The 16477-nt window shown below is 60.4% G+C and carries 17 protein-coding genes; 6 read left to right on the forward strand and 11 right to left on the reverse strand.

Annotation, left to right across the window (positions count from 1 at the left end):
- Window positions 1-129 precede the first annotated feature (129 nt).
- Together RSF91_RS08935 and tsaE are read right to left on the reverse strand one after the other, a co-directional pair.
- Entirely contained in the window at window positions 130-1635 is a 1506-nt protein-coding gene (locus tag RSF91_RS08935) for an N-acetylmuramoyl-L-alanine amidase (RefSeq protein WP_332568083.1), read from the reverse strand.
- On the reverse strand, window positions 1632-2153 hold the full coding sequence (gene tsaE / locus RSF91_RS08940; protein WP_332568084.1) for a tRNA (adenosine(37)-N6)-threonylcarbamoyltransferase complex ATPase subunit type 1 TsaE: 522 nt from the start codon (window positions 2151-2153) through the stop codon (window positions 1632-1634). Before tsaE ends, RSF91_RS08935 begins: the two co-directional genes overlap by 4 nt.
- A gap of 12 nt (window positions 2154-2165) precedes the next feature.
- On the opposite strand from tsaE, the gene queG reads away from it, so the two are divergent.
- Window positions 2166-3206 (forward strand): tRNA epoxyqueuosine(34) reductase QueG, encoded by a 1041-nt coding sequence (gene queG, locus RSF91_RS08945; protein WP_332568085.1) that lies wholly within the window; start codon window positions 2166-2168, stop codon window positions 3204-3206.
- Between the two features lie 69 nt (window positions 3207-3275).
- Here queG and RSF91_RS08950 read toward each other — a convergent pair whose 3' ends face one another.
- On the reverse strand, window positions 3276-4184 hold the full coding sequence (locus RSF91_RS08950) for an AEC family transporter (RefSeq protein ID WP_332568086.1): 909 nt from the start codon (window positions 4182-4184) through the stop codon (window positions 3276-3278).
- 244 nt (window positions 4185-4428) lie between these two features.
- Here RSF91_RS08950 and RSF91_RS08955 point away from each other — a divergent pair, with 244 nt between their 5' ends.
- Entirely contained in the window at window positions 4429-5409 is a 981-nt protein-coding gene (locus RSF91_RS08955) for a tripartite tricarboxylate transporter substrate binding protein BugE (protein WP_332568087.1), read from the forward strand.
- Window positions 5410-5502: 93 nt separating this feature from the next.
- Here the strand turns inward: RSF91_RS08955 and RSF91_RS08960 are convergent, their stop codons facing one another.
- Window positions 5503-6009: a hypothetical protein gene (locus RSF91_RS08960; RefSeq protein ID WP_332568088.1), complete on the reverse strand. Its 507-nt coding sequence runs from the start codon at window positions 6007-6009 to the stop codon at window positions 5503-5505.
- A gap of 102 nt (window positions 6010-6111) precedes the next feature.
- Between RSF91_RS08960 and xerD the strand changes: the two genes are divergently transcribed.
- Window positions 6112-7068: a site-specific tyrosine recombinase XerD gene (xerD, locus tag RSF91_RS08965; RefSeq protein WP_332568089.1), complete on the forward strand. Its 957-nt coding sequence runs from the start codon at window positions 6112-6114 to the stop codon at window positions 7066-7068.
- A 7-nt stretch (window positions 7069-7075) separates the two neighbouring features.
- On the opposite strand, the gene RSF91_RS08970 is transcribed toward xerD, so the two are convergent.
- Window positions 7076-7753 carry a Twin-arginine translocation pathway signal gene (locus RSF91_RS08970; RefSeq protein ID WP_332568090.1) on the reverse strand — a complete coding sequence of 226 codons (678 nt, stop codon included), beginning with the start codon at window positions 7751-7753 and terminating at the stop codon, window positions 7076-7078.
- 214 nt (window positions 7754-7967) lie between these two features.
- Between RSF91_RS08970 and RSF91_RS08975 the strand changes: the two genes are divergently transcribed.
- Complete coding sequence (locus RSF91_RS08975; RefSeq protein WP_332568091.1) at window positions 7968-8969, forward strand: Bug family tripartite tricarboxylate transporter substrate binding protein; 1002 nt, start codon at window positions 7968-7970, stop codon at window positions 8967-8969.
- Between the two features lie 101 nt (window positions 8970-9070).
- Here the strand turns inward: RSF91_RS08975 and RSF91_RS08980 are convergent, their stop codons facing one another.
- From RSF91_RS08980 to RSF91_RS08990, 3 genes are all read right to left on the reverse strand, one after another.
- The gene (locus RSF91_RS08980) at window positions 9071-10357 is read right to left on the reverse strand and encodes an EAL and HDOD domain-containing protein (RefSeq protein ID WP_332568092.1); all 1287 of its coding nucleotides are present in this window, start codon (window positions 10355-10357) and stop codon (window positions 9071-9073) included.
- A 40-nt stretch (window positions 10358-10397) separates the two neighbouring features.
- Window positions 10398-11657, reverse strand: a complete 1260-nt coding sequence (locus tag RSF91_RS08985; RefSeq protein WP_332568093.1) for an EAL and HDOD domain-containing protein — start codon at window positions 11655-11657, stop codon at window positions 10398-10400.
- A 162-nt stretch (window positions 11658-11819) separates the two neighbouring features.
- A complete protein-coding gene (locus RSF91_RS08990) occupies window positions 11820-12626 on the reverse strand; it encodes a ferritin-like domain-containing protein (protein ID WP_332568094.1) in 807 nt (268 codons plus the stop codon).
- Between the two features lie 52 nt (window positions 12627-12678).
- On the opposite strand from RSF91_RS08990, the gene RSF91_RS08995 reads away from it, so the two are divergent.
- Entirely contained in the window at window positions 12679-13203 is a 525-nt protein-coding gene (locus RSF91_RS08995) for a gamma carbonic anhydrase family protein (protein WP_332568095.1), read from the forward strand.
- A gap of 32 nt (window positions 13204-13235) precedes the next feature.
- The gene (gene hslO / locus RSF91_RS09000) at window positions 13236-14243 is read left to right on the forward strand and encodes an Hsp33 family molecular chaperone HslO (protein WP_332568096.1); all 1008 of its coding nucleotides are present in this window, start codon (window positions 13236-13238) and stop codon (window positions 14241-14243) included.
- 41 nt (window positions 14244-14284) lie between these two features.
- Here hslO and RSF91_RS09005 read toward each other — a convergent pair whose 3' ends face one another.
- The 3 genes from RSF91_RS09005 to eno form a co-directional block, all read right to left on the reverse strand.
- Window positions 14285-14770, reverse strand: coding sequence for a hypothetical protein (locus RSF91_RS09005; protein ID WP_332568097.1), 486 nt, complete (start codon window positions 14768-14770; stop codon window positions 14285-14287).
- Between the two features lie 59 nt (window positions 14771-14829).
- Window positions 14830-15108, reverse strand: a complete 279-nt coding sequence (locus RSF91_RS09010; RefSeq protein WP_332568098.1) for a septum formation initiator family protein — start codon at window positions 15106-15108, stop codon at window positions 14830-14832.
- A 76-nt stretch (window positions 15109-15184) separates the two neighbouring features.
- Window positions 15185-16471: a phosphopyruvate hydratase gene (eno, locus tag RSF91_RS09015; protein ID WP_332568099.1), complete on the reverse strand. Its 1287-nt coding sequence runs from the start codon at window positions 16469-16471 to the stop codon at window positions 15185-15187.
- Window positions 16472-16477 lie beyond the last annotated feature (6 nt).

A 16477-nucleotide genomic window follows, 5' to 3' on the forward strand; every position in this document is an offset into this window, starting at 1 on the left:
CCTTGACGCGCGCTCTTTTGGTAGGAGATGGGGCCAAGCTCCTGTCATTTGAGCTTGGCATCTGTCATCGTTTTGGCCATAAAGCTGACAGTGGTGACTATCGGTTTATGGCAAGGGCGGCAGGTTTGTTTAAACCGAGCGGCTGCGCGCCAGCGGCGGGTTGTGCGCAAAGTAGTTGCGAATGCCGCGCATCAGCGCATCAGCCAGCTGATCGCGGTAGGCGGCAGATGCCAGCTTGGCCTCTTCTTCAGGGTTGCTGATAAAGGCGGTTTCGACCAGCACGCTGGGAATGTCTGGCGCTTTGAGCACGGCAAAGCCGGCTTGCTCTACGCGGGCCTTGTGCAGCTTTGCCATACCGCCAATCTCGCCCAGCAGCGAGGTGCCGAGCTTGAGGCTGTCCTTGATCTGCGCGGTGGTGCTCATGTCCAGCAACATGCGCTGCACATGCTGGTCTTGCACGCCGCCCACATTCAGGCCGCCCACCAAGTCAGCCTGATTTTCCTTGTTGGCCAGCCAGCGCGCTGCCGTGCTGGAGGCGCCGCGTTCGCTGAGCGCAAACACGCTGGCACCGCGAGCGGCGGGCGTGGTGAAGGCATCGGCATGAATGCTGATGAACAGGTCGGCCTGCACGCGGCGGGCTTTTTCCACGCGGGTGGCAAGGGGCACGAAGAAGTCGGCATCGCGCGTCATCACGGCGCGCATGGGACTGCCGCCAATGCGGGAGTTGTTGATGCGCTCGCGCAGCAGGTGGGCCACTTTGAGTACCACATCTTTTTCGCGCAGGCCGCTGGGGCCGGTAGCGCCCGGGTCTTCGCCGCCGTGGCCGGGGTCCAGTACCACGATGATGATGCGGTCCGTGCTTTGCGAGGTGGCGATGTTGGGCGCAGGTCGTTGCGCAGGTGCTGGTACGGGCGCAGGCCTTGGGGCTGGAGCGGGCGCTTGCGCAATCACGGCGGGTGCAGCGGCGATCGGGACAGGTGCCGGCGCAGGTGCAGGCACGCGCTGGTTGCGCTGGGCAATCAGGTCGCCCAGCGGGTCAGCCTGCGGTGCGGCGGCAATGACGGCTGGGGGCGGTGTGGTGATCAGGCCGCTGTGAGGGGCGGGTGCGGCGGCGATCGCTCCGGTGCTACCTGCGCCGCTTGTATCGCGCAGGCGTTCGCTGATCAGTGCTTCCAGCGGGTCCACCGCTTTGGCGGGGTACAGGTCCAGCACCAGGCGGTTTTTGTAGGGCGCAATCGGGGCGAGAGTAAAGACCTGGGGGCGGGCTTCTTGCTTGAGGTCGATGACCAGTCGCACCACGCCGGGCGCGAACTGGCCCACGCGGATGCTGGCGATATTCGGGTCGTCAGGGCGAACCTTGGCTACCAGCTCTTTCAGGGCCGGGTTCAGGTCCAGTCCTTCCACATCCACGGCCAAGCGCGGTGGGGAGGCAACGAAGACGGGCTTGGCCGTCAACGGAATATCGGATTCCAGCGTGACGCGTGAATAGTCGGGGGCGGGCCAGACGCGCACGGCCACGATGCTGGCCCCTTGCGCAATATGCTGGCGGCCCAGCAGCAAGACGATGCTGCCTGCCTGCAGCAGGTTGCGCCGGGACAGACCGAATGGAGCAGGGGTGGGGTAAGTTTTGCTCATGCCGTAAATGCTTCAAGCACCGTGCAGCCTGCGGGGGTGCCTGCTTTGAGCGTCACCTGCCGTTGCACATCGTCAATTGCTTCAATATGGATAGCTATATCCGCAACAGGTGTAACCGCTGCAGCCTTTTCGGGCCATTCTGCCAGCTTGAGCCCGGGGCTTGCAAAAATGTCGCGAAAACCCGCATCTTCCCATTCCCGTGGGTCGTCAAAGCGGTAGAAATCAAAGTGCCAGATGGACAGGTCGCCCGCCTCATGCGGCTCCACCACGGCATAGGTGGGGCTTTTGATACGGCCTTGCACGCCCAGCGCGCGCAGCCAGTGGCGCACCAGCGTGGTCTTGCCCGCGCCCAGATCACCGTGCAGCGTGGCATAGGCGTTGCGCAGCTGGGGCAGGGCCGCCAGTTTTTGCGCAAAACGCTCGGTATCTTGTTCGTCGCGCCAGACTATCTGTAGCTGCGCCAGCGCGGGTGCAGGATCACTTCCTACAATTCGGGGAGTATGTTGAGCAGCAGTCAATTGATTCCTTTGATGCAAGCCTGGGCTCGCGAGCTGGGATTTTCCCAAATCGGCGTGGCGGGCGTAGATTTGTCTTCGGCAGAACCCGGCTTGCTGCAATGGTTGGCGCAAGGGTTTCATGGCGAGATGCACTATATGCAGGCCCATGGTTTAAAACGAGCACGTCCCGCGGAATTAGTTCCCGGAACCGTGAGCGTGATTACCGTGCGCATGGATTATCTGCCCCAAGCCACCGCTGATGGCTGGCAGACCGTGGAATGGGATCGCTTGAAGAACCCCGCCGAAGGCATTGTTTCCATCTATGCCCGGGGGCGGGACTATCACAAGGTGCTGCGCAACCGCCTGCAAAAGCTGGCCGAGCGCATTGCGCAGGAAATTGGCCCGTTTGGCCACCGAGCCTTTACCGACTCGGCCCCCGTGCTGGAGGCCGAGCTGGCCAGCCGCAGCGGCCAGGGCTGGCGCGGCAAGCACACGCTGGTGCTGAGCCGCGAGGCGGGATCCATGTTCTTTCTGGGCGAGATTTATGTGGACTTCGCCATCGACCCCACAGAACCTGTGACCGCGCACTGCGGCAACTGCACATCCTGCATAGACGCCTGCCCAACCGGCGCCATCATCGCGCCGCACAAGGTGGATGCGCGCCGCTGCGTTTCGTATTTGACGATTGAGCACGCGGGCAGCATTCCCGAAGACATGCGCCCGCTGCTGGCCAACCGCATTTATGGCTGTGACGACTGTCAGCTGGCCTGCCCCTGGAACAAGTTTGCCAAGCCCAGCCAGTTGCCAGACTTTGACGCCCGCTCCGGGCTGGCAGGCACACAGCTGGTTCATTTCTTTGCCTGGGATGAAACCCAGTTTTTGCGCATTACCGAAGGCAGCCCCATTCGCCGTATTGGCCATGCGCGCTGGCTGCGCAATGTGGCCGTGGCACTGGGCAACGCATGGCGTGAGACGGGTCAGCCCGAGCTGCAAGCCGCGCTGCAAACCCGGGCCGATCACCCAGACCCCGTGGTGGCCGAGCATGTGGCCTGGGCGCTGGCGCAGCGCGCTTGATTTTTGATTAAATGAGCGAAATTGGCCTCTAGCGCTTATTGAGTAAGCGCGAGCAGCTATTGAATTTGATCAAATACCAATCAGCCAAAGCCCAAACGGCAGACTGAGCACGCCCAGCATGGTCGATAGCGACACAAGGCTTGCTACAAAAGCCCCCTCATATCCCATGCGCACCGCCAGCACATAGCAGGACGAGGCCGTGGGCATGCTGGAAAACGCCATCAGTGCAATCGCCTGCGCACCGTGGAGTCCGAACAAGCGCACCATGCCAAACGCAATCAGTGGCTGAATGGCATGGCGGATCAGCAGCAGCTCGCCCGCCAGCAGCTTGTTGCTGGCCAGTGCGCTGACCTTGAGTCCCGCCCCTGCCGCCATCAGCCCCAGCGCAATCGATGCCGCACCCAGGCGTGCGACCGGCGTTTCTAGCAACTCAGGAATCTTCAGGCCTGCGGCATTGAACACCAGGGCGCAGACGGTGCTGACGATCAGCGGGTTGCGCAGCAAATGGCCCACAAAATGCTGACCGCTGCCGCGCGCCATGGGCCAGACGGCGGCCACGTTGAACAGCGGCACAGACACGCCAATCAGCACCGAGACATAGAGCAGGCCATCTGGCCCCGCCAGCCGCGACACCAGCGCCAGCGCGATGAAGGAGTTAAAGCGAAATGCTACTTGCGCAGCCGATGCATGGCTGCGCGGCTCAATGCGCCGGCCCAGAAATGGCAGATAAGGCAGGCTGTAAGTCAGCGCAATGCCCAGCAGCCCGCCCAGCACGCCCGCGCCCAGCAACTGGCTGGCTTCGCCCCACTGAATGGGGTTGCGCGTGATGGAGTGAAACAGCAAGACCGGGAACAGCAGGTAGTACACCAGTTGCTCCACCGCCTGCCAGACGCTGCGGTTGATGGGCGTGAAGCGGCACAGCACATAGCCCAGCACGATGAGCGCGAAATCGGGGAAAAGCAGTTCGAGATAGTTCACGGCGCAAGCATAGGGCCGGCAGAGCCTAGACTTTGGCTTGCTGAGAGAAAGCTGTCACCTTGGTTCTCAGTGGTAGTACTTACTGTTGTGAATCTGCTTATTCGATATGAACCTTGATGCGGTTCAATCTTTTTACGCGAACCTAGGGTTTTCACTGGCAAATCAGGGCTAACAAGGATGTGTCAGGTTTTTGTCGCCACTTACCATCAGCCGTCAATTTTTGAAATCATAAGGAGACCCCTTCATGAATCGTCGTATGTGCATGGGCCTGACCATGGCTCTGGCAGCTGCAGGTTTTTCTACTGCTGTGATGGCTGAGGCCAACTACCCCACCAAGCCCATCAAGTTGCTGGTGCCCTTTGCCGCAGGCGGCACGACAGACATCATTGCCCGTGTGATCGCCGAGCCGCTGGGCAGGGAGCTGGGTCAGTCCGTGATCGTGGACAACAAGGGTGGTGGCGGTGGCGTCATCGGCGCGCAGGAAACCGCCCGCCAGAAGCCCGATGGCTACAACCTGGGCATTTCCACGCTGTCGACCATGGCCACCAACCCGGCCATCAACCCCAAGACTCCCTACAACCCGCTGACCGACTTCACGCCCATCATCAACATTGCGGCCACGCCCAATGTGATCGCCGTGAACCCCAAGTTTGCAGGTAACGCCAACTACAAGGCGTTCGAGGCTGAACTCAAGGCCAACCCCGGAAAGTACTCGTATGGCTCGTCCGGTACGGGCGGCATCCAGCACATGCTGATGGAACTATACAAGTCGCTGACCGGCATCCAGATGACCCACGTGCCCTACCGCGGCGCGGGTCCGGCTCTGAATGACGCCGTTGCCGGCCAGATCCCCATGATTCTGGACAATCTGCCCTCGGCACTGCCCTTCATCAAGGACAACCGCCTCAAGGCCATCGCCGTGGCCGCCCCCCAGCGCCTGGCGGTGCTGCCTGATGTGCCCACCTTCAAGGAAGTCGGCCTGCCCCAGGTGAACCGCATGGCTTCTTACGGCATTCTGGGCCCCAAGGGCATGGACAAGGCCACCGTGGACAAGATCAACGCCGCCGTGAAGAAGGTGCTGCAGGACCCCGCTGTGAAGAAACGCATTGAAGACACCGGCTCGCTGGTGGTTGGCAACTCCCCTCAGGAATTTGCCAAGGAACTCAAGGAAGAGTTTGAAACCTACAAGCAGGTCGTAGCCAAGCAGAAGCTGACGCTGGACTAAGCACCTGATCTGCTACTGAAGCAGTAGCGGATACCGCAAGCCCGAATTGCCGTTGAGGTGATTCGGGCTTTGTTTTTTTGATGACAGTGGGGCTTATCTGGACTTCTTGTCGAAGCGCCCAAACAGTGGTTTTGTCAGCAGCCAAGACATGAAAATCAGCAAAGCGGCCATGGCCAGGTGCATCAAAGCCTCTATGGGCCCTTGCATCTGCGGGGGGAAGGCTGATCGCATGGCCTTGTCCACTTCGCACAGAAACCTTGAGCTTGCCTTGATTTCACGGGCGCAACTTGGGAACAAAACCTGCTCTGCGAAGAAGAAGGGAATCGCGTTTTGAACCATCAGTGCAGCGATCAACAGCATGAAAACTGCGCCAAGAATTCGCAGAGTCGGGCGAACTTTAAATTGTTCAGCATCCACTGGATTCACAGAATCTCCTGACTTTATTTTTTGCAAGCAAGAGCCAGCAGCATGGCAACGCTCATAGCTAAATACGCGACCCTGGCGGAGACTGCGTGAGTCCATCCGCACTGTACGGTAGTGGTGAGCGGAAGTGCCAAGCATGGACCAAAGAGCAGAAACGGTTGCCATGTGGTTTGTCATGAGAGCTATGTCTTGACGCCGAAGCGGTGAAGGTGCGGGGTGGCTTGGTGATCTGCACATTGCATCGGCAGCGTTGCCACCATCAGCGTGTACTCTTGCCCCATGCCTGAAGCTTCCAAAAAACCACGCAAATCGCAGACTCCTGAACACTGGCCTGCGCCTTTGCCCGCCAGTCAGGATGCGCTGGATTTATTCATTGATGCCTTGCTGCTGGAGGATGGCCTGTCGCGCAACACGCTGTCTGCCTATAGGCGCGATTTGAATGCGTTTGCGCAGTGGCTGGCCAGCTTGCCGCCGCCCAAGGCGGTGGATGAAGCGCTGGAGGGTGATATCAACGCCTACTTTGCGGCGCGGGTGGACGAGACCAAGGCGACTTCATCCAACCGCCGCCTGACGGTGCTGCGCCGCTACTACCACTGGGCCTTGCGTGAAAAGCGCATAGCCACCGACCCAACAGTGCGCATGCTGGCTGCCAAGCAGGCGCCGCGCATGCCCAAGGTGCTGACGCAGGAGCAGGTGGAAGCCTTGCTGAATGCGCCCGATGTGGATATGCCGCTGGGTCTGCGCGACCGGGCCATGCTGGAGCTGATGTATGCCAGCGGCCTGCGTGTGAGCGAGCTGGTGGGCGTGCGCATGCACGAGCTGGACTTGCGCGCCGGTGTGCTGCGCGTGACGGGCAAGGGTCGCAAGGAGCGGCTGGTGCCCTTTGGCCAGGAGGCGCAGCACTGGCTGGAGCGTTATCTGCAAGGCGCACGCGCCATGATTCTGGGCGGACAGCAGACCGATGCGGTGTTTGTCACCCAGCGCGGCGCGGGCATGAGCCGGGTGATGTTCTGGGTCATCGTCAAAAAATGCGCGCAGATCGCAGGCGTGACTTCACCCCTCTCGCCCCACACGCTGCGCCATGCATTTGCTACGCATTTGCTCAACCATGGCGCAGATCTGCGCGTGGTGCAGATGCTGCTGGGTCATGCCGATATCTCTACCACCACCATCTACACCCATGTGGCAAGGGAGAGGCTCAAGTCGCTGCACGCCGAGCACCATCCGCGCGGCTAGTGCATGTTTAAGCGACGGCTGGGCTGACCTGTATGTAGTACAGCCCCCAGACGGCCGCGGGAAAGCGCTGTTTGATGGGCAGCTGGCTCAGCTCAGGAATGTTCTGGGGTGCAAAAACGGCCCACAGCGGCCCCACGCCGCCGACAGACAGCGGTAGGTCGTCGAGCTGGGTGGCCAGCAGAATGCGCCAGCGCACGGCTTGCGTCAGCGGCATCTGGGTGCGGTAGCCGTCAATGCCTTGCAGGGTGAGCTGCAGGCCTTGTGCAATGGCGGAGGCGATGTCGATGCCTGCGGCCTGCAGCACATGCTCCAGCAGGGGGCCTTGCAGGCGGTGCTCGGCTTCGTCGTATTCCAGCTGGGTGGTCAGCTGGTGCTGCTCCAGACTGTTGAGCGCATCCAGCCCGCAAGACCATGCTGCATCAAACTGATAGCCGTGCACGTTGAGCATGCGGTCTGCGACTGCATGGGGCTTGCCACGGTTGGCCTGCACGCCGGTGCCGCTGATAGTGAGCACGGCGGGCTGCAGGCCATCGAGCACGCAGGCGCTGGATGCCGAGCGGGAAGCAGGGCGCGCGGTGGTGTGAGCCGACGCAGCAGCTGCGGGCAGGGCCATGGCACTCAGCGCCGCACTGGCGGCACTGCCTTGCAGCAGTGAGCGACGTGAAAACAGAGACTTTGCTGCCATGAAGCGCTTTCTGTGATGTGGACTCTCAGCAGTCTAGCGACAAGTGCCGTGGATGATGCATTGAGCCATCGTTGATGCCATGCTTTGGTTAATGTGTAGTGTTTATTTGGCTGTTTTGATGGTTTATGGCGTTTTAATTGCCGATTCGACACCGCATTCATCTCGGGAATGCACTTTGGTCAAAAATGCAGGCCTTGTTATCTGGATTTGAGTAATGACTAACTTTCTTCGCCGCAGCGTGCTGAGCTGTGCGCTGGCCGCTGCGCTGCCTGCCGCTTTGTCCCTGAATGCCCAGGCGGCCGATAAAGCCGATGCGGCGTGGCCCAGCCGCCCCATTCGTCTGGTGGTGTCTTACCCCGCCGGTGGTGTGAGCGACGTGGTGGCCCGTGCTTTGGGTGAAAAGCTCACCGCCTCGCTGGGTCAGCCGGTGGTGATTGAGAACAAGGCCGGAGCCGGTGGTGCGATTGGTCTGGATCAGGTGGTCAAGTCCAACCCCGATGGCTATACGCTGGGCTTTTCATCGATCAGCCCGCTGACGCTGAGCCCGCATCTGGGTAAGCCGCTGTTTGATGCGCACAAGGACATCACACCCGTGGTCAGTGTCATGTACTCGCCCGTGCTGCTGCTGGGCACCACGCGGCTGACGGCCAAGAGCTTCCCTGAAATGCTGGCGCAGGCCAAGGCCAACCCCGGCGATGTGCGCTGGGCCACGGCCGGTCTGGCATCGCTGGGCCACATCATGCTGGAGCAGATTGCCGACCAGTCCAAGACCCAGATCACGCATGTGCCTTACAAGGGCGGCGGCCAGCAGCTCAATGACGGCCTGAGCGCGCAGTTTGAAGTGCTTTCTACCAACGCCGGCCCGGCGGTGATGCAGCACATCAAGGCTGGCAAGTTCAAGGCTCTGGCCGTGGGCGCGCCTTCGCGTCTGGATTCGCTACCGCAAGTGCCTACGCTGGCTGAGCTGGGTTACAAGAACGCCAACACCACCTCGGTCTTTGGCATCTTTGCCCCCGCCGGTGTGCCTGCCCCCGTGCTGGCCCGCCTGAACGCCGAGGTAAACAAGGTGCTGGCGCTGCCTGAAATGCGCCAGCGTCTGGAGGCTACCGACAACGTGCCCACGGGCGGCAAGGCAGCGGACTTTGCCAAGCAGATTGAGGCTGAGTCCAAGGCCAATGCGCAGATCATCAAGGCAGCCAAGATTCAGCTGAACTGATAGATAAAACGATAGCGCCTTGCGCTTGAATGAAAAGGGCTTGCGACCAATTTAGCCGCAAGCCCTTTTTCTATGTGCGCTAGCAGCTCACATTTTGATAGTTAAGCGCCTTCGCTGATCAGGCTGTCAGCCCAGCTCAGGGCCTGCAGGTGGGCCCAGTTGACCTGATGGTTGGACAGGTGCAGCGCATTGGCCGCCTGTGCAAAGGCCGCTTCGTCGCCCGATTCGCAGGCGCGGGTCAGATCGAGGAAGGGGGCGAACACGCCCTTGTTGTGCACCAGTGCATCGACGACGGATTGCGGCAGCGCCACGGACTCCAGCGCCTTGACGATGGGCTGGCCCAGCATCACGTCGAGCAGGGAGAACACGCCGACCACAAAAGCGTGGTCGCTTTCCTCGGGGGGCAGCAGCTCGGCGCTCAGCAGTTCCATCAGGCGGCCGCGCACCACGGCGGTCTGGCCCACGGCGGGCGGTGTACCGCCTGCGCGCGAGGTGGTCAGCAGCAGTGCCGCCCAGCGGAACAGCTTTTTGAGGCCCAGAATCATCACCGCATGGCGAAAGGACGTGACCTCGCAGGACAGGCCAAAGCCCGAGCTGTTGATGAAGCGCAGCAGGTTGAAGGACAGTGTGGGGTCCTTCTTGAGCAACTCTTCAATCTCTTCGGTGCTGGCCTGCTGGCGCACGAGGTTGATGAGCTGAATGATGGTCGCATGCGTGGGGCGAATGGTGCGCGCCTGCACCACCTGGGGCTGGGCGAACCAGTAGCCCTGGAACAGTTTGATGCCCAGACCGAGCATGTGCTCGAACTGCTCGGCGGTTTCGACCTTCTCGGCCACGATCTGAGCGCGGGTGTAGGTCTGGGCAAACTTCACCAGCTTTTCGGCGTGCTCCAGTCCGAAGGACTGCATGTCCAGCTTGACGAAGGAGGCCATGGGCAGCCACGACGCGTAATTGCGGCGCAGCAGGTTCTGGTCAAACGCCAGGCGAAAGCCGCGCTGGCGCAGGGCGTTGAAAGTGGGCAGGCAGGCTTCGATGTTCTGCGGCGTGGCATCGGCAGGCAGGGCAGGCACTTCCAGCACCACGCGATCGGGGTGAATCAGCTCCAGATGGCCGCCGCTCAGGCTTTCATGCGTGCAGTTGATGAAGACCGTCTTTTTGCCAACCAGCGCTTCGGCGCCTGCGTAAGACAGAGCGTTGAACAGCAGCGCCGCATCAGAGGCGGCGGTGTGCGCGTTGTGAGAGACGGAGCGGTCAAACAGCTCGTAGCCGAACACATCCCTTTTCTCATCAACGATGGCCTGACGGGCAATGCTGGCGATGTTGGCATCGTCTTTTTCTGTGCTCTGGTCAGCGGGCTGAGGCAGGTCGGAGGTGTCTGAGGTTTCCATGGTTGCTATCAATAGGGTGTGTGCGTAGGGGTGTGCTCTGTCAATCGGACAGGCACTCCGTCCAACTCAGTGCCTGCAAGTGGGCCTGGTTGATGTCGTTGTGTTCCAGCTCAAGGCTGTCAGCGCTGCGGTCAAACTGATCAAGGTCCTGGCTCTCGCAGGCCTGCGTGAGGATGAGCAGCTCACCCAGAACACCTTCGTGGCGCAGCAAAGCGGCAGAGACTGCCTCGGACACAGGAATCAGCGCCAACGCAGCGGGCAGAGGCATGTTCAGCATGCGGTCGAGCATGGAGAACATGCCGCAGATAAAGGCCAGGTCGGTATCGGTCTGCGTCAGCGAATGCTTGGCCAGCAGCTCCATCAGGCGGCCGCGAATCACGGCGGTCTGGCCCACGGCGGGCGGCGGGCCACCTTCGCGGGCGGCCGTCAGCAGCATGGCCGCCCAGCGGAACAGTTTGTTCATGCCGAGCAGCATGACGGCTTGCTTGAACGAGGTGATCTCGCGGTGCGCGCCAAAGCTGGCCGAATTGATGAGGCGCAGCAGGTTGAAGGCCAGTGCTGCGTCTTTTTTAAGAACTTCTTCAATCGCATCGGTGCTGGCCTGCTCGCGCACGAGGGTCAGCAGCTGAATGATGCTCTGCTGTGAGGGGGTGAGCAGGCGGGTTTGCATCACTGTGGGGCGTGCAAACCAGAAGCCTTGAAACAGCTCGATGCCAAGGCGCTGGCCCAGGTCGTGCTGCAGAGCGCTTTCCACCTTCTCGGCAATCAGCTCGGCACGGGAGTGGCGGTTGGCAAATTTGACCAGCACCGTCAGCTGGGCCGGGGCCAGAGCCGACAGGTCCAGCTTGATGTAATCGGCCAGCGGCAGCCAGGCTGAATATTCAGACTCCAGCACCGTGTGGTTGAAGGCCAGGTGAAAGCCTTGTTCCTTGAGCGCCAGCAGTGTGGGCAGGCGTGCCGCGACTTCGTGAATGGCTGCGTGGCCCAGCGGGGGGATTTCCAGCACCACCTTGTCGGCGGGCAGCAACTCCAGGTGCTCGCCGGTCAGGCCTTCATGCGTGCAGTTCACAAACATGAGCTTGGTGCCCACCAGATCTTCTTCGCCCGCGTGTGTGAGGGCGGCAAAGATCAGCGTCGCATCGGACGACATGGTGTGGTCGTAAGGCGAGCGTGAGCGGTTGAACAACTCATAGCCAATGATTTGCTGCAGCCCATTGACGATGGGCTGGCGGGCAATCATGCCTTTGGACAGGTTGCGCGAAGGGGCGAAAGCCGTGTCCTTTAGGGTTTGTTCACTCATCTGTACATGCCATCTGTTTGTGAAGAAAAGTTGGCTTTGCTCGTTATTGTAGGAATGAGCCGATCATAGTGTCAGCTTTGAGCGTGCGGGGCTTTTGCTCCAACAACTTGGGCAGATGGGGTGTAACAGCTCAAAAAACTTGATTCGAGTCAAGAAAATGACTCAGTTTTGTTTGAGCCAGTCCATCTCCGTCACCGTAAAGCCTGCAGCAAGGCGCGCACTTTCATTGAAGGGCGGGCGCATGCGCGGGGCCTCGTAGCGAGTTGCCAGCTCCTGGTACAGCGGCACGGGGTCCAGTCCATTTTTCTCGCACAGCCAGCGGTACCAGTGGTTGCCGATGGCGACATGACCCACTTCCTCGCGCAAGATGATGTCCAGAATTTCTACGGCTGCCAGTGCATCGGGCGCATGGGTGTTGCGCAGCTTGTTCTGAATTTGCGGGGTAGCGTCAAGCCCACGGGCCTCCATCGTTCTAGGTACCAGCGCCATGCGGGCAGTGATGTCGCCCGCCGTTTTCTCGCACATGGTCCACTGACCCTGATGGGCGGGGTAGTCGCCATAGTCCTTGCCATGTTGCTGCTGTAGGTGCTCGCGCAGCAGGCGGAAATGCTTGGCTTCCTCGGCCGCGACCTGCAGCCAGTCGTAGTAGTACTGCTGGGGCATGCCGTCAAAACGCCAGACGGCATCCAGCGCCAGATTGATGGCGTTGAATTCGATATGCGCAATGGCGTGAATGAGGATGGCTCTGCCTTCAGGCGTGGCGGGCGAGCGGCGACCGACTTCCGTGTGGTGCTTGAGCTCGGGTCTGGCCGGGCGGCCCGGCAGCTCAGACTCGGGGACAGACAGCGCCGGTGCGGTATCTGCTATCGAATAAAGAGCTTTTTGCGCATACAGATCAAGGGCTGCAGCGGCTTTTTGTTCTGGGTCTGAAAAGCACAAGACCTCTAGCGCGCGATGACGTAACTCCATCCCTACAATTCTAGGTTGTTGAGAGAAGTAATAAATCAAGGAGACAACCCACATGGCAATTTACGAACTGGATAGTGTGGCGCCCGAGATCGATGAGTCCGCCTGGGTGGCGGACAGCGCGCAAGTCATGGGCCGCGTCACGCTGGGCAAAGATTCCAGCGTCTGGTTCGGCACCGTGATCCGTGGTGATACCGACAGCATCACCATCGGCGAGGGCTCCAATATTCAGGATGCCAGCGTGCTGCATGCCGATATGGGAAAGCCGCTGAACGTGGGTTGCAATGTGACGGTTGGCCACCAAGTAATGCTGCATGGCTGCACGATAGGCGATGGCTCGCTTATCGGCATTGGTGCGGTGGTGCTCAATGGCGCAAAAATTGGCAAGAACTGCCTGGTAGGCGCAGGTTCGCTAGTGACGGAGGGCAAGGAATTCCCCGACGGATCCATGATTCTGGGCAGCCCTGCCAAGGCCGTGCGCGAGTTGTCGCCAGAGCAGATCGAAGGTCTGCGCCAAAGCGCCAAAAATTATGTGTTGAATGCACGCCGCTTCAAGAGCGGCTTGCGCAAGCTGGGTTGATAGCGGCCCAGCTTTTACCGGAATCTATTAGCGTGTCTGAACTGCATAAATTCATTTTTGACGGCCTGCCCGTGCGTGGTGCCATTGTCCGCCTGACTGACGCCTGGCAGGAAATCCTGCAGCGCCGCGCTGGCAACAGCGAAACCGGCGCCTACCCCGAAGCCGTGGCTGCCCTGCTGGGCGAGATGTCTGCTGCCAGCGTGCTCATGCAGTCCAACATCAAGTTCAATGGCGCTCTGGTGTTCCAGATCATGGGTGACGGCCCCGTCAAGCTGGCCGTGGCTGAAGTGCAGTCCGACCTGAGCCTGCGCGTTACGGCATCGCTGGCGGGCGAAGTCAATTACCCGCTGAAAGGCCAGCAGGCCCCGCTGGCGAATCTGGTCAATGCACGTGGTGCAGGCCGCTGCGCTGTCACGCTGGATCCCAAGGACCGCCAGCCCGGTCAGCAGCCTTATCAAGGCGTGGTGTCGCTGAACGATCAGAATGGCGGCCGTTTTGAACGCCTGTCGGATGCTCTGCAGTTCTATATGCAGCAGTCCGAGCAGCTGGACACCGTGATGGTGCTGGCCGCCAACGACAAAATTGCCGCAGGCCTGATGCTGCAGCGCATGCCTGTCAAGGGCGAGGCCAACTTGGCAGCTGCCACCGAAAGCGGTGATGCCGAGCATGATGCGCAGGGCCTGAACGAGGAATACAACCGCATCGCCACGCTGGCCTCCAGCCTGAAGCAGGAAGAGCTGCTGACGCTGGATGTGGACACCATCTTGCGTCGCCTGTTCTGGGAAGAAAAGCTGCTGCGCTTTGCGCCCCAGGCCGATGAGCTGGCCCCACACTTTGCCTGCACTTGCAGCCGCGAGCGTGTGGGAACCATGCTGGTCTCGCTGGGCGAGCAAGAAGTGGAGTCCGTCTTGGCCGAGCGTGGCCAGATCGAAGTGGGTTGTGACTTCTGCGGTCAGCAGTACCACTTTGACCCTATCGATGCGGCGCGCTTGTTCACCGACGCGAAAACCCAGCCACCAAGCTCTGCTGCAGTGCAATAAGTCGCTGCAGTAACTTGCTTCGGTAGCTCAAAAGGCCAGCGTCAGCTGGCCTTTTTCAGTTGAGCGAACAGCGCCTGTTCGCATTCAGGGTCATCGCACTGCTCGCAACCCTTGAGGCGCATGCGCGCGCTGGGTTTCCAAGGGTTTTGCGCTGAAATCCAATTCCAGTCAGCGCCAGGTGCTATGGATTTTAAGGACTCTGCCAGTTGCAGCCACTGTGCAGAAGGTTTTCCATAGAGCATCACATAAGGCTGCCGCTGTGCGCCCAGCTGCTCTCGCCAGGCGCTGATCTGCTGCGTAATCGCTGGATCCGCCGGGTCGCTATCGCGCCAGTCCTGGCCCAGCACATACACCAATGCTTCTTGCGGCCAAGCCTCACTCGCCTGGGGGGCAAGGCATTGCCATGCGCTTTGGCTGTCTTTGCTTGCACCTTGCTCCCAGGCCTGCAGCAAAGCGTGGGCCATGCTGCGGGATAGCGCATGGGGCATGCCCAGCAGAACGACGGTGGGGTAGCGGTGATCAGTCATGAATATCAATGAAAAAGCCAGCGCAAGGCTGGCTTTGAATGCTACAGGGCGGGCGGTGATCAGCGCTTGGAAACCTGAATATAGATTTCATTGGGTTTGACCATACCCAGCTCGTAGCGGGCTTTTTCTTCCACCGTCGACAGGCCGTCCTTCAAGTCATTGACTTCAGACTCCAGTCTGTCGTTTTCAGATTTTTCCAGAGCATTAGAGGCGTACTGCTCTTGAATCTGCTGATGCAGATCCTGCACATAGGCCATGCTTCCATTGCCCAGCCAGAGCTGGGCATGAATGGCGGCCAGAAGAACCAGCAGAGTGACGCAGACGACGCGGTTAACCATAAAAAAACCTGGTGGAAACAAGAGAAGCGCCACAGCCGAAAACCGGCTGTCTGGCGCTTTCTCTTAGCCCTGCACTTTAGCGCAGGTTGTAGAAGGCAGCGTTGCCAGGGTACTCAGCCACATCGCCCAGATCTTCTTCGATGCGCAGCAGCTGGTTGTACTTGGCGATACGGTCGGAACGGCTCATGGAGCCGGTCTTGATCTGACCAGCGTTCAGGCCCACGGCGATATCGGCAATGGTCGAATCTTCGGTTTCGCCCGAGCGGTGCGAGATCACGGCGGTGTAACCAGCGCGCTTGGCCATTTCGATGGCAGCGAAAGTCTCGGTCAGGGTGCCGATCTGGTTGATCTTGATCAGGATGGAGTTGGCAATGTGCTTGTCAATGCCTTCCTTCAGGATCTTGGTGTTGGTGACGAACAGATCGTCGCCCACCAGCTGAACCTTCTTGCCCAGACGCTCGGTCAGGATCTTCCAGCCATCCCAGTCGCCTTCGTGCATGCCGTCTTCGATGGAGATGATGGGGTACTTGTCGCACCAGCCAGCCAGCATGTCAGTCCACTGCGCAGCGGTCAGTGTCATATTGCCTTCGCCAGCCAGAACGTACATGCCGTCCTTGTAGAACTCGGAAGCAGCGCAGTCCAGACCCAGAGCGATTTGCTCGCCGGGCTTGTAGCCAGCCTTTTCGATGGCTTCGATGATCAGCTGAATCGCCGCTTCGTGGTTTTCCACGGAAGGCGCGAAACCGCCTTCGTCGCCCACGGCGGTGGACATGCCCTTGTGGTGGATGATGGCCTTGAGGGCGTGGAACACTTCAGCGCCCCAGCGCACGGCTTCGCGGAAGGTGGGAGCGCCCACGGGGATGATCATGAACTCTTGCAGGTCCAGCGAGTTGTTCGCGTGGGCGCCGCCGTTGATCACGTTCATCATGGGCACGGGCAGTTGCACGCCGCCCATGCCGCCGAAGTAGCGGTACAGGGGCAGGCCGGCTTCTTCAGCAGCAGCGCGGGCCACAGCCATGGACACGGCCAGCATGGCGTTAGCGCCCAGGCGGCTCTTGTTCTCGGTTCCGTCGAGGTCGATCAGGGTCTTGTCCAGGAAGGCTTGCTCGGAAGCATCCAGGCCCAGAACGGCTTCGGAGATTTCGGTGTTGATGTGCTCAACAGCCTTCAACACACCCTTGCCCAGGTAACGGCTCTTGTCGCCGTCACGCATTTCAATCGCTTCGCGCGAGCCGGTGGATGCGCCGCTAGGCACAGCCGCACGGCCCATCACGCCGGATTCCAGCAGCACGTCGCATTCAACGGTGGGGTTTCCGCGGCTATCCAGCACTTCGCGGCCTACGATGTCAACAATGGCACTCATTGCATT

This window comes from Comamonas sp., from assembly GCF_036643215.1.
Classification (GTDB): domain Bacteria; phylum Pseudomonadota; class Gammaproteobacteria; order Burkholderiales; family Burkholderiaceae_C; genus Comamonas.